This is a genomic window from Oceanobacillus senegalensis (genome assembly GCF_900176885.1).
GTDB lineage: Bacteria > Bacillota > Bacilli > Bacillales > Amphibacillaceae > Oceanobacillus > Oceanobacillus senegalensis.
Genome location: NZ_LT839648.1, coordinates 1513567 through 1527173, shown reverse-complemented (window position 1 = coordinate 1527173; position 13607 = coordinate 1513567). Strand labels below are relative to the sequence as shown.

Annotated in this window: 10 protein-coding genes; 8 read left to right on the top strand and 2 right to left on the bottom strand. The window is 36.8% G+C overall.

Features of this window, described 5'->3' with window-relative positions:
- Positions 1-12: 12 nt before the first annotated feature.
- From CAO17_RS21335 to CAO17_RS07280, 8 genes are all read left to right on the top strand, one after another.
- Positions 13-324, top strand: coding sequence for a TRAP transporter small permease subunit (locus CAO17_RS21335; RefSeq protein ID WP_218775540.1), 312 nt, complete (start codon positions 13-15; stop codon positions 322-324).
- Positions 321-1643, top strand: a complete 1323-nt coding sequence (locus CAO17_RS07305; RefSeq protein ID WP_085992183.1) for a TRAP transporter large permease — start codon at positions 321-323, stop codon at positions 1641-1643. The genes CAO17_RS21335 and CAO17_RS07305 overlap by 4 nt, the downstream gene beginning before the upstream one ends.
- A 40-nt stretch (positions 1644-1683) precedes the next feature.
- Complete coding sequence (locus CAO17_RS07300; RefSeq protein WP_085992182.1) at positions 1684-2667, top strand: thiamine pyrophosphate-dependent dehydrogenase E1 component subunit alpha; 984 nt, start codon at positions 1684-1686, stop codon at positions 2665-2667.
- 24 nt (positions 2668-2691) lie between these two features.
- Positions 2692-3672: an alpha-ketoacid dehydrogenase subunit beta gene (locus CAO17_RS07295; RefSeq protein WP_085992181.1), complete on the top strand. Its 981-nt coding sequence runs from the start codon at positions 2692-2694 to the stop codon at positions 3670-3672.
- Positions 3673-3685: 13 nt separating this feature from the next.
- A complete protein-coding gene (locus CAO17_RS21630) occupies positions 3686-4444 on the top strand; it encodes an E3 binding domain-containing protein (protein WP_245831789.1) in 759 nt (252 codons plus the stop codon).
- Positions 4398-5036, top strand: coding sequence for a dihydrolipoamide acetyltransferase family protein (locus tag CAO17_RS21625; protein ID WP_342744226.1), 639 nt, complete (start codon positions 4398-4400; stop codon positions 5034-5036). Before CAO17_RS21630 ends, CAO17_RS21625 begins: the two co-directional genes overlap by 47 nt.
- Before the next feature lie 110 nt (positions 5037-5146).
- Positions 5147-6064: a quinone oxidoreductase family protein gene (locus CAO17_RS07285; protein ID WP_085992180.1), complete on the top strand. Its 918-nt coding sequence runs from the start codon at positions 5147-5149 to the stop codon at positions 6062-6064.
- A 45-nt stretch (positions 6065-6109) separates the two neighbouring features.
- Positions 6110-6853 carry an SDR family NAD(P)-dependent oxidoreductase gene (locus CAO17_RS07280; protein ID WP_085992179.1) on the top strand — a complete coding sequence of 248 codons (744 nt, stop codon included), beginning with the start codon at positions 6110-6112 and terminating at the stop codon, positions 6851-6853.
- 111 nt (positions 6854-6964) lie between these two features.
- Here the strand turns inward: CAO17_RS07280 and dptH are convergent, their stop codons facing one another.
- Together dptH and dptG are read right to left on the bottom strand one after the other, a co-directional pair.
- Complete coding sequence (gene dptH, locus CAO17_RS21620; RefSeq protein WP_245831785.1) at positions 6965-12235, bottom strand: DNA phosphorothioation-dependent restriction protein DptH; 5271 nt, start codon at positions 12233-12235, stop codon at positions 6965-6967.
- Between the two features lie 4 nt (positions 12236-12239).
- Positions 12240-13607, bottom strand: a complete 1368-nt coding sequence (gene dptG, locus CAO17_RS07270; RefSeq protein ID WP_179151908.1) for a DNA phosphorothioation-dependent restriction protein DptG — start codon at positions 13605-13607, stop codon at positions 12240-12242.

Genomic DNA, 13607 nt, shown 5'->3' with positions numbered 1-13607 from the left:
CAATACCCTTAATTGGCGGAAATTACTGGTTTACCACCTGTAGCAATAATTATTTTCTGTCCTCTTATCTTTTTTGCAAAAGCAGTTCTAGATATAGTCACGTACGCCATTCTCTTTTTCCCTTTTGTTATTTGTTTATTTTTAATGGGGATGGAAGTTGCGGCTCAGTCCTGGGCAATTAAAGAAGTAAGTAGTTCATTATTCCAAGCTCCAGTTTATCTAACTAAAACAGTCATACCAGTTGCGTTTTTTCTGTTAATGTTACAAGGGCTTTCCGAAGTACTAAAGAGAATAGTATTTTTGAGAAATGGTGAGAAGATATGAGTATTGAAATTTTTATCCTAATGATGTTTGTTGCCATGTTGGTTGGGTTAGCAACTGGGCATCCGCTGGCATTTGTTCTTGGAGGAATAGCGGTAATATTTGGTTTATTTGGGGTGGGTCCTGGTTCTTTAAATATATTTATTAACGGAACGTTGGGTGCAATGAATGATTATTCATTAATAGCGATACCAATGTTTGTCTTGATGGCCAACTTAATGTCTGCCTCCAAAATTGTGGATCGACTCTTTGAATCTTTAAGACTTTTAATTGGAGGAATTAATGGTGGATTAGCAATAGCCGTCATTATTGTCTCGACTGTATTCGCAGCTACTACGGGGGTAGTTGGAGCATCGGTTGTAACGATGGGATTAGTATCGATTCCTGTTTTATTAAAATACGGATATGATAGTAAATTAGCAACAGGAGTAGTTGCAGCAGGTGGAACTTTAGGTATCTTAATACCTCCTAGTATCATGTTAGTGGTTATGGGAGTTCAATCTTCCGTATCAGTTGGTGATTTATTCAAGGCGTCATTATTACCTGGGCTAATGCTAGCGTTTGCTTATTGTATATATGTTCTTGTGGTATGTTATAAAAATCCTAAGCTAGGACCTCCAGTAACCAAAGAGGAAATGGAAAGTGTATTACTTCGTAAAAGAATAAAAGAGGTATGTATCTATATGATTCCACCTGTACTAATAGTTTTAGCTGTACTTGGGTCCATTTTTGCAGGAATAGCAACACCAACTGAAGCTTCCGCCGTAGGGGCTTTTGCAGCATTACTTTTAACGGTTTTCTATAAGAAGTTTAGTATAGAAATGCTAAGTAACGCAGTATATGACACAGCAAAAACTACTGCCATGGTATTAATTATATTAGTTGGTGCAACAGCATTTTCCTCGTTATTTCTTTCTCTTAATGGAGCAAGTATCATACAAACTTATGTTGAAAGTTTTGTAGGTGGAAAATGGGGTGTACTGATACTAGCTTTAGTAATAACCTTTATCTTAGGAATGTTTATAGATTGGATAGGGATTATTATGATTGTATTCCCAATCTTTATGCCGATTTTAGAAACCTATGATTTTAATATGCTATGGGTATTAGTGTTGGTTTGTGTTATGTTACAAACTTCCTTCTTAACACCACCTTTTGGATATTCCCTATTCTATGTTAAGGGGATTGTTCCAGACGGAATTAATTTATTAACAATATATAAAGGAATTGTACCATTTGTATTAATCATTGTAGTAGTTTTAGCTATTCTAATGATTTTTCCTAATCTAGCTTTATGGGTTCCAAATCTATTAAATGGCTAAGAACCTAAATTACTAAACCATAATAAGGAGTGTATATTTTATGACAAAGTTTTTGGCGAAAACAGATATTTCAAAGGAAAAAGGATATAGTTATTTACATCAAATGCTTCTAATTAGAGAGTTTGAAGAGACAGTAGAAAAATTATTTATGAAAGGAAAAATTCATGGAACTATGCATCTATGTATTGGACAAGAAGCAACTGCTGTTGGTGTTTGTTCACTATTAAATCAAACAGATAAAATCATCACGAACCATAGAGGTCATGGTCATAGTATTGCAAAGGGAACAAACGTGAATAAAATGATGGCAGAACTTTTGGGGCGTGAGACAGGTATTTGTCAAGGGAAAGGTGGATCCATGCATATTGCAGATCTAGATGTTGGAAATCTTGGAGCAAATGGAATTGTGGCTGCTGGTCTCCCAATAGGTGTTGGTGCTGCGTTGACATCCAAAATGAAAGAATTAAATTATGTTGTGGTATGCTTTTTTGGCGATGGAGCAACAAATGAGGGAGCTTTTCATGAATCACTCAATCTTGCTTCCATTTGGGACCTTCCAATAATATTCTTATGTGAAAATAACCAATATGCTATGTCTGGAAGAACGGATGAAATGTTCAATATTAGTAATATTTCTGAACGCGGTGGCTCATATGGCATACCCGGTATTACTATAGACGGGAACGATTTGTTTGAGGTTATGAATACCACGAAAGAGGCGATTGACAGAGCTAGGGATGGTAAAGGTCCAACATTTATTGAAGCAAAGACTTATCGCTGGAAGGGACATTCAAGGACTGATGCTCGAAAGTATAGGACACGTGAAGAAGAGAATTATTGGAAGGAAAATAACGATCCAATTAAAAATCTAATATCTGTATTAAAAGAAAATGAATTAATATCAGACAATGAAATAAGTGAGATTAAAAATACAGTAAAAATAGAAATTCAAAAGGCACTGGAATATGCAGAAAATAGTCCTGAGCCATCCATTGATTCACTTGAAAATAATATTTATGCATAAATTCATATAAATAGGGGTGTGAAAATGAGAGAAATAACTTATTTAGAAGCGGTTAGAGAAGCAATGGTTCAAAGAATGGAAAAAGATGAAGATGTTTATATCATGGGAGAAGACATTGGTATTTATGGTGGAGCATTTGGACTTACCAAAGGAATGATTGAATCTTTTGGTCCAGAGCGTGTACGGAATACACCAATCTCTGAAGCTGCAATTAGCGGAGCTGCTGTTGGTTCAGCTGCTACGGGAATGCGACCGATACTTGAATTGCAATTCTCAGATTTCGTAACCATAGCGATGGATAATATTACGAATCAAGCTGCAAAAATGCGTTATATGTTTGGTGGCAAAGCCAAAGTCCCTCTAGTAGTGAGACTTCCTGGTGGATCAGGAGCTGGGTTTGCTGCGCAACATTCACAGAGCTTAGAAGCATGGATGACACATATACCAGGCTTAAAAATAGTGCAACCGTCTACAGCCTATGATGCTAAAGGATTAATGAAAGCTGCTATTGAAGATAATAATCCCGTTTTGTTTTATGAACATAAGCTTCTTTATGGCACTAAAGATCAGGTTCCAGAAGAAGAGTACGAAGTTCTAATAGGTAAGGCGAAACTAGTAAGAGAGGGAGTTGACGTAACCATAGTAGCGACTGGTATCATGGTTCATCGCTCTCTTGAGGCTGCTAAAATCTTAGAAAAGGAAGGTATTAGTGTTGAAGTAGTTGATCCGCGGACGTTAGTACCATTAGATACAGAGACTATTTTAGAATCAGTTAAGAAAACAAGTAGGGTTATGGTTGTTTATGAAGCGGTAAAAAGAAGTGGGTATGGTGCGGAGATTGCAAGTATGATAGGGGAGAGTAATGTTTTTGATTATTTAGATGCCCCAATTAAACGTTTAGGTGGTGTTGCCACACCTATTCCTTATAATCCAAATTTAGAAAAGGCGGCTGTCCCTCAAGTAAATGATATTGTACAAGAATGTAAAAAATTAGTTTTTGGATAAGGGGATGTTTTAAATGACTTTGCAAGTAAAAATGCCAAAAATGGGAGCTACTATGGAAAAAGGCACGATAGTAACATGGTTAGTAAATAAAGGTGAAAAAGTTGAAGAAGGAGAACCGTTAGCTGAGATTGAAACGGATAAAATGATACTAGAAATTGAATCAGAAGCATCAGGCATCTTACTTGAAAAATTGTTTGATGAGGGAACAGAGGTTAATGTACATGAAGTGATTGCTTATATAGGCGAAATGCAGGAAGAAGTTGAGGTAATCGAACATAAGTCAACCAGTTCACCAAATAGTGAATCAGCAGTAGCAGTAAATTTAGTAAGGGAAGAAAAATCGGAATATTTAGATGAATATGATGTTGAAAAAATGAATTTTAGTAGGAAAGTTAGAAGAACGCCTGCAGCTAAGAAATTGGCTGAGGTGAGTGGAATTAACATACATGATGTTCGTGGAACGGGTCCGCTTGGTAGAATTCAGAAAAATGATGTGGAAAATTATATAAAAGAAAATATGAAAAAAACTACACCACTAGCAAAGAAAATAGCAGATACTCAGAATCTAGATTACTCAAAAATTGAAGGAACAGGTGCCAATGGAAAAATTATAAAGGAAGATGTGTTTAACAATGAATCCAAACTTCTAAATGAAAATACTGTAAAAGACTTAGAAAGTGATAGAAAAGTAATGACGGGTGTCAGAAAAGTTAATAGCGGAACGTATGGTGCAAAGTGTATCTACATCACCGCACGTTACAATGTCGTGTGAAGTAGATATGACTCGTTGTGTTTCATTACGTAAGGATATAATGCCTTTGGTAGAAGCACAAACTGGGTATAAAATTTCTTATAATGAATTAATCGTTAAAGCTACAGCGATAGCAATTAATAATCATCCGAATATTAACGTTTCTTTAATAGATGATGAAATTATTCACCATAAAGAAACTAATATCGGGATTGCAGTAGCATTGGATGATGGCATTGTTGTCCCAGTAATTAAGAATGCGAATGAAAAAGGACTTGCTTCGTTAACAAAGAAAAGTAAAACAATGACCAAGCTAGCTCGTGATGGTAAACTACCACCCGAAAAGATGAAAAATGGGACTTTCACAATTTCAAATTTAGGTATGTATGAAATAGATATATTTACTCCAATTATCAATCAACCCGAGTCTGCAATTCTTGGTGTTGGTAGAATTACTGAAAAACCTGTAGTGCATCAAGGTGAAATTGCTTTAAGATTTATGATGACACTCAGTTTATCTTTTGATCACAGAATAATAGATGGCGTTCCTGCAGCAGCATTCTTAACAGATTTAAAAAAGATTTTAGAGAATCCTAATCATTTAATGTTATAGCTTTAGGGCTTTTATAAGGGGAGTTAACGGTTTTATTGTGAAGGAGGTATGTTTGTGAAGGCTGTAAGGATTCGTAAATATGGTCATTATAACAATTAAAGGAAGAAAGTATGGAAAAGCCGAATCCATCTGAAAATCAAGTTCTTATTAAAAATTGTGCTATAGGAGTTAATTTTGCTGATACGAGAAGAAGACTAGGGAAATATCTAGAACCAACCCCCTTACCTTTTATACCAGGAATGGAAGTCTCTGGAGTCGTCGTAGAAGTAGGTAGGAGGGTTAGGAGTTTCAAACCTGGTGATAGAGTCGTGTCTCTGATTACTAACGGTGGATATGCAGAGTATTTAGCAGTAGACGAAAGTATTCCTGTCCACATTCCAGATGGTATTAGCTATGAACAAGCAGTTGCCATACCCCTGCAAGGCATTACTGCTTATAGAATATTAAAGGAACAAGCTAAAATAGAAAAGGGAAATACTGTTCTTGTACATGCTGCCGCTGGTGGAGTTGGTTTAATTGCAATTCAACTAGCGAAAATATTTGGAGCAGATAAAGTTATTGCCACTTCAAGTTCTACTAAAAAGTTAGAAATTACCAAAAGTCTAGGTGCGAATTATTTAGTAAACTATAAAGCTAATGGTTGTTGGCCCGAATTAGTAAAAGAAATTACGTCTGGTAGAGGTGCAGATGTTATTTTAGATTCAATAGGTGAAGAGATATTTTATAAGAGTTTAGAGTGTTTAGCGGAAAATGGAAAAATAGTTGTTTATGGACGTGCAAGCGGAAAAGAGACTCTTTTTGATCCACGCCACTTAATGATTAAAAATCAACAAGTAAATGGATTCTATTTTAAAGGAGAAAATAGCCATGAAAAGAACAAGAGTATAATGCAGATATTATTAGATTACCTCAGGCAAAACCAACTAAAAGTAACCATTGGTGCTACTTACCCTTTGTCACAGGCTAACTCAGCACATAAATTAATTGAAAGTAGATCTAGCCATGGGAAGATTATCTTAAAGCCATAAATTCAAATTATAATTAATTGGGGTAAAAAGGAGAAGTGTTGCTTAATGAATAAAAGTGGGAAAATAGATTTAACCAGCCAGGTCGCAATCGTAACTGGTGCAGAAGGTGGAATAGGTAGATCTGTTGCTTTAACGCTAGCTAGGGAAGGTGCAAAAATTGTAGCTACTGATATACGTAATCCAGAAAATATTGTAACTGAAATTAATGATAATGGTGGACAAGCTATAGGGGTAATTTGTGATGTTACAAGTGAAAAAGACATTAAGATGATGGTTGAAAGAGTAAAAGAAACATACGGAAAAATAGATATTTTAGTGACATCAGCAGGTATTGCAAGCAAAGCAAGTTTTTATGAAATTTCTGATTCAGAGTGGGATGCTATTCAGGATGTTAATTTAAAAGGAACCTATCTGTGCTTAAAGGAAGTTTATCCAATTATGAAAGAGAAAGGTAAAGGAAAAATTGTTACACTTAGTTCAATAGCTGGAAGAATGGGGGGAGTTTTATCGGGACCTCATTATGGAGCAGCTAAAGGTGGTGTTCTATCTTTAACAAAATGGTTTGCAAATGATGGAGCTATTTACAATGTATATGTGAATTGTGTAGCTCCAGGGCCTGTAAATACTGATATGACAAAAGAGTGGCCATATAGCGCAGAGAAGATTCCGCTTAAACGTTTGGGAGAACCAGAAGATATAGCAGAGGCAGTGCTATTTTTATCTTCGCAGGCATCAAATTGGATAACAGGTTATACACTTGATGTTTCCGGTGGGTTAATCCTAAATTAGTATTAATAGGGTATGGTAACCAATCGTCGCATAAATATACCATATCAATATTTAGAGTCATAAATAACCCGATTCAAATGTTATCTAAGATAAATTTGAATCGGGTTCCTTCTATCTTTCTCCTAATCCCATAATATCCACTAAATAAGGGCGAGAAGGTAAGAGGTTACCTTCTCTATCCTCAGCCGGTGCATAGATGATGCATTGTCCTTTTTTAAGATTGGCTAATTTTACTTCCCATTCTTTCCGCTCAGATGCATCTTGTGTCAGAGTGGACGCAATGGATGATACTTCATTTTCCATTGGTAAGAAGTAAATTTTTGCAGCGGCATTTTGTAGTCGGTTGACCTGATCAGTGGAGAATCCACCTTTTAAAAACTGCGTTGCAAACCAGCCAGACCAGCCAAATTTTCTTCCTTCAACCAGAATTTTGGAGCTTGGCGAGTCTCCGCTAAAGTCTAATCGTTGTGATTCATCAAGAATGACAGGGAAGGGGAGATTCTTATGGCCATGCTGGAGCTTGTAATACCATAAATCCCATAGTATGAACTCTGTAATCATTTTCTGTACATCTGGTGAATATCCTGTTAATTGCACAACAAAGACTTTTCCTTTTTCTTTTTCTAAAAACGACCAATCAAAATCCTCTTCATAATTGAATGGATTTTTATCAATGAGAAGGTTCATTTGCGATATCGCCGTTTTTGCTGGTCCTGATCCATCCTCCTCGAGTAATTCCCGAAGATGAATCAAGTTCATTTGCTCACCGTGAATCGACATTCCTTTCATTACTGCTTGATAAATGGCATTTAGCTGCTGTGGTCCAAGAGTGGTGTAGATGGAGCTAATCACATTTTTCATTCGCTCCGCTACATCTGAGTCTTCCTCTTCTACAATAATGTCTTCATCTAGTTCCTTCAGATTTCGTTTAAACGGATTTACTGGAAATTTGTTTTTTAAGACAATAAATTGCTCCAAATTATCGCCCAGTTTGTACTTGAATTCGTCCTCTAATTGAGACTTCTTAAATCCATCCGTATAATCGACAATCATACTAGAGATGCCGTGCTTCGATAATTCCCAAAGCAGACATTGAATAAAATAGGTTTTTCCTTGGCCAGAACGACCGGTGATAAATAAGTGCCGATTCGCTAATCCAGGATTTCCAAATTCCCAATGGAGAGTACGATTCGAACCTGAAATCTTTCCTAAAGGAACGCGAATATTGCTTAGATCTGTTTCCTGCCCTATTTGTTGCGTATCCTCGTCGACGATTCCATGGTTTTGTTCCTCTGAAACGTGTTCTTCCTGATTAGAATCCACTTGACTATCCTCAATAACACTTTCGTAAGAGGTTTCATTATCCTGCATCCATCCAGAATACTCATTCTCAATTTCCTCTACGTCATCTGAATTATCCGTAAGCTCTACATCAGGTTGTTCGGCTTGACGATCGGCTTCTGCTGGCTCTTCCTTATTAGTTAAAGTGTCTTCTCTAGCCTCGGGCTCGTCATCCTTTGTATTGGTTGTCCAGCTAACAGATATATCTATCGTCTCAGGGTCATAAGCTGCAAATAGCATATCCTCGGGAACAAAGTCCATATATCCCTTTTGCATTTTCTCGAGAATTTGCTCCATATCGATTGCTAACCCTGCATAAGCATCCTCTTCAATAAAGGTAAGCTTCAAAATTTGATTATTAAGCTCTGCGGTACGAAAACCATAATCTTTACGAAATGTCAGTACAGCACCTTGACCGATGAAGCGCTGCAGATGCTGAGCAACTATGAAGTCATCATTCATTAAACGAGACTTTAATTGATGGATGGCTTCAAATTTCTCATCGGACCATAAATCATTGGAATGGAGCTTTTTCGCATTAGCTAATAAAATTTGTGCAAAGAAATTGCGGAAAAATTTCTTTCTAAAACTACTCTCTCCAGGCTCATCGATTAGATGGCTTTGAAATAGGCTAGTTGTTTTGTCAATTTGAATGTTTGCCTTCTTCGTTTGTAAGCGTCCAATCTTTACTTCAACTGGATAAAAATGTAGATAGAGCTGCCCATCGATTTCCTCTATCCCCATCATTAAAATATCATCACTATGTTTTCCACTAGAGTTGAGATTCTTAGCGGAGAAGATGCCTTCACTTTTATCCAGCTTGACAGCGGAAGCGATACGAAGAATCTCCTCTAATGATACAGGAATCCAAGTGATGTTTGGATGATATAAATAATTTTCCAGGTACTTCATGGCAGCTACTAGGCTTATTTTTTCCCGTGCTAGATGTCCCTTGCTACCAATAATGTTTAAGAGCCATTCGCCATTAATTGAATTAAAGGATTTAATTGCTAAATCGATATTTCCTGGTGTAATCTTCACTTTTTCTCCAATATAATCAGAAATTACTTTCTTATATTGAGCAGATTTGTCTGTTACTGTAATTGCATCATAACGATCAGAAGAAGTATGTTGATCATTATAGTGAATCACTAATAAGTTCTGACTCGATTTTTGGAAAAACTCAAGATCTACACCTGGGTCGATAAACGTCACCCAAGCCGATGATTCATAAAGCTTCTCTAGTAATCCCTTGGCCTGTGTGGATGTACTCATGACAATGGATTTGTTCTTACTGTATGAATTTTTTCCTTCATTTTGCATGTTAAAGGAAAGCTCGTTATAGCAGGCAGCTAGATTGATTAAAGGATTCGTGTCCTCTGGCGCATTCAGCAGCCCGAATCCTGAGCGATAATCGGAATCACTTGCAATGGCCACTACAGAAGAGAGCAAACCATTTAAAGCAATTCCCGTTTCCATTTTATCGACTTGATGGGAAGCGTCGATATCCTGGGTAGGCAGCTTAAAGAAGGAAATATGAGCATACTGAAATTCCGTGTTCTGTGTTAAATCATTTTTAAAGTAGTGTATATGCTCTCGAATGATTCTTAACACATCTACTTCATCGAAATCTCGAGATTTTAAGCTGATATTAAACTCTGCCTCGATTTCTGCCGGAGTCTGCAATGTTGAAAACAGTTCAAATGCACTTGGAGCTTGTCCTGCATTTCGATACAGCGCTACTTCAATCGGTAGCATGCCACTTCGACCCTTAGTTTCTAGTAATTTCTTTAAAAAGTGAAACAATCCACGAACAACTTCCTTGTCATTATGAATCTCTATAACATTAATCAAAAGGGGAGAGTGGGCGCTCTCCAGGAACAGATAATCAAAATGTCGGATAAACTGTTTGATTTTCTCTTCCACCACTGTTGCTAAAAATTCGTTTGCTGTTCCTACCGTTACTAGATGCTCTGGTTCATATTGATACCATTCCGCAAATGGGGAATCCATTGTTGGGCGATATAGCTCGTCGTTCTCCGAGTAAAGGAACGGCAACAGGTTTTGCGGATGAAGTCGGTCCAAAATAGGGTAATCCAACTCCTCATCCTTGCTCTCCTTTTCTAAGGTTAATTGATAGGCGACATTCAATGGATGTACGGGAGTCATCCAAATTTCTCCGTTATCCACCTGCATCCCCAGCTTAAATAGATTCTTTTGTGCTTGATTCAAAAGAGAGTGCTCTTCAATTCCTTTTATTTCTTCAATAACAGCTTCTACATAATGTTCGGCAAGGGGAATAAGCTCTTCATCCATATAACTTAAGCTTGGCAACCTTTGATGGGTATGGAAGTAATTTAAATACTCCCCATATGCCCTTTGTACTTTATTCGGTAAAGGGAAATCCTCTTTTGGGTCGCCATCGATAAGGTAGTAATACTTCTCCTTAATCCACTCTCTTTCAAACGAAAGGATTTTTTTGAAATTTTCATGTGGATAGAACGTATTGGTTCCATAGCGCAGGCGAGTATTTTCATAATAAAAATGCTCCTGCTTTTCCCGTTTAAGTTTCCAAACTCGTTTTGCTTGGATGGGATAGGATTTTGTATCTGTATCCTTAAATTGCATAGGGAGGAAGTGTCCGTTGATTTTGATGGTAAATTCAAGGGAATCCTCATCCCAGGCTCCTGCATCAACATCTAGGATTAGTTTTTCATCTTTTTCCTTAGTAATGGTTTCATAAGCTTCTTGAATGGTATATTCAGTTGTCTTATCACCAGAACCGATGTTTGTTTTATCTCCTTGATATTTTAAGAAAATCCCTTTTTCATTGGATTTATTTTTCACTTCAAAAACAGCTTCAATGCCTTCTAGCTCGGTCGATGCAAATGGGACAATACAGAAGTTAAATTCATAGCTCGAGCGAGTTTCCTTATTGTGCTGGTATTTTATTTGATAAAATGTTATTTCATCTGATGCAGGTAATGTCACTTTTAATTTCTTCCCATTCGTTACTGCATAAGGCTGACTTCGCTGTTGAATGAATTGTTTCTTCAAGAAATCATCAAATTCAAATTGCATTTTAATTTCCGATTCTCTATCTTCGTTGAAAATCAGAATATGGCGCTTCCGTTGACCTACGCTTGTTTCTAGCTGTGGACGCTCCCAAAAATCAATGCCTTTATTGATTTTCTTCGTTTCGCTGCTCAAATAGCCTAACGAACGTTTGACATTGTTATAGGCATTTTTAACAGGCATAAATTCATTTTCATACCAGTCTTCTCGCTTTAGTTTTGGAATCATTTTTTCATCAAATAATGGTTCTAATTCCGAATCCAACGTTTCATAATCATGGATGCGCTGAACTCTTTCAAATAAATGATTATTTTCCTCTAAACGACTACGAATATCAGCCGGCTTCATGTAGTTATCCTTACCCAATTCTTTGTCAGGGAACAGGTAAAGCGATTTGAAATCCTCTTTTTCAATTTCCGCTTTATTTATTAGGGCAATGATATCTGCGTAATCCCAGATGGAGGATTGGATGACAATGTCTTCCAGCTTTTTATCAAGATGAAAGTTAATGATTTCTTTTTCTGCGGTAGAAAGATTGTCATTATAATCCAATTCTTCCTTTATGTAATTGGTAATGCTTTGGATATTAAACGGCATACTCTTTTGCTGTAGATTCTTACTCCCACCCTGGATACTATCAAGAGATAGGTGAGAAATAATAATTAGTGCTGTATTTTCCCATTCCCCATCCTGGGCACTGACTAGATTCCGTATGGTTACTAGGAAATCTGGTGTTATCTCATCGATTGTAGCACCGACGACAACCTTTACTTGTTCAATATTAATAGAAAAGGTGGTATAGAGAGATCCCAGCTCATGCTGATAGTGAAAGGATTCCGATTCAGGTAAATCTTTTAACGTCGCATAAAAATCCTCCACATTTTGTTCTTCATCAAACTGTAGATAATAACGCTCTCCTCCTACTAGCTGTTGATTTTCTAAAAAGGTAACCAGTTTTTTTGCCATGTACTTATAAAATTGGTTTAACATATTGTGCATCACCACTATCACTTTTTTTCTCGATGAGGTTTAGTTTATTGAACAATTCCACAACCTCCTCCTTTGAGTAACGATCCAGGAATACGCCTCGTTTTTCAAATTCAACGAATAATTGCTTTAATGAAATTTTAGATTGCTTGACAGATAGAGCGGTTAATAGGATTAGAAAATCTTGTGTGACATTTAACGTATTACCAAGCGATCCTCGTGTTTTTAGAAAATATACCTTACCAATTTCATTAATAGCGAGGGCATAACGATATTTCGTTTCGAGCTTTAACCCCTTTGAAATTTGTTGCTGTAGCTGCCTATAGCTCTCTTTAAAGGTATGCTTTTCTTCAATTTCGTCTTGATTTCCTAGGACAATCTCTGAGTATTCTAGGGTCCATTGATATACATCATCTAGGATTCTTGTTTGTTCCTTTTCCTCTAGGGCACCAAACTGTTCATGAAGCTCCAGATAGTTCCGTTGTTCAGTTTGCATAATAATGTTTAAGTGCTCCAACGTATTGACATGACTTAAAAGCTTTCGGGAGTTTTCCATAATAACCTTAAAGCCTGTTGTAGTTGCCATTCGATTACGGTTAGAGGCTTCCCAATCCAAATTGTAATAAATAGGAGTAGGGGATGTAGATTCCATTTTCTCAAACTGATTGATTTTTAATATCAATTGAGAAGCAGAATAAAAATAATAATAAGCTAAAAATAGCTGGATATGATTCATGAAAAATTCCTTGTTTGTTAAAAGAGTCTTTAAGTCCTCCTGAAACGTTTCTCGGATAAACGGAAGCGAAGCCGTATATTTTCTATAAGAAGGTTCCGTTGGGAGCTGTGGCATATGCTGATGAATCAACCGGGACAACACATGTTCACTCCCCTTTAATTCAAGGATTTCACTGAACTCCTGTGACTCATTTTCTAATAGAGCATTATAGATATACTGGGCAATTTCGCCTTCCCCTTTTGCTTCCTTTGAATCCGATAAAGGGATGTATTTATACATAATTGGATGGAACACCCGAATGGAATTGTCCTGGAATAGATAATCTTCTAGTATTCGTTCGAAATGAGGACGATCGGCTTCATCCATTTCGACATCCTTTGCAATCTCCGAGATGAGCGCTTCCTTTTCCAATTCAAATGTAGAACTAACCTCCTCCACATAGCGGAAGAATTGCCCTAGTACAGGTGCAAAACCATTCTTGAATTTCGCCCTTTCTGGATTTCTCGTTTGAAAGGGGAGGAAGGATGTTTTTTTGTTGATATTGTGTTTCAGGGTAAGCTTCCCGTTCTTTTCTTTCACATTTAATGCATCTCGTAATTCTTCTAAAGCACTCAC

Bases quoted from the DNA above. Each gene is read 5' to 3' on its own strand.
- CAO17_RS07305 (WP_085992183.1), top strand. From the start codon at position 321: ATGAGTATTGAAATTTTTATCCTAATGATGTTTGTTGCCATGTTGGTT.
- CAO17_RS07300 (WP_085992182.1), top strand. From the start codon at position 1,684: ATGACAAAGTTTTTGGCGAAAACAGATATTTCAAAGGAAAAAGGATAT.
- CAO17_RS07295 (WP_085992181.1), top strand. From the start codon at position 2,692: ATGAGAGAAATAACTTATTTAGAAGCGGTTAGAGAAGCAATGGTTCAA.
- CAO17_RS21630 (WP_245831789.1), top strand. From the start codon at position 3,686: ATGACTTTGCAAGTAAAAATGCCAAAAATGGGAGCTACTATGGAAAAA.
- CAO17_RS21625 (WP_342744226.1), top strand. From the start codon at position 4,398: ATGGTGCAAAGTGTATCTACATCACCGCACGTTACAATGTCGTGTGAA.
- CAO17_RS07285 (WP_085992180.1), top strand. From the start codon at position 5,147: ATGGAAAAGCCGAATCCATCTGAAAATCAAGTTCTTATTAAAAATTGT.
- CAO17_RS07280 (WP_085992179.1), top strand. From the start codon at position 6,110: ATGAATAAAAGTGGGAAAATAGATTTAACCAGCCAGGTCGCAATCGTA.
- dptH (WP_245831785.1), bottom strand. From the start codon at position 12,235: ATGGCAAAAAAACTGGTTACCTTTTTAGAAAATCAACAGCTAGTAGGA.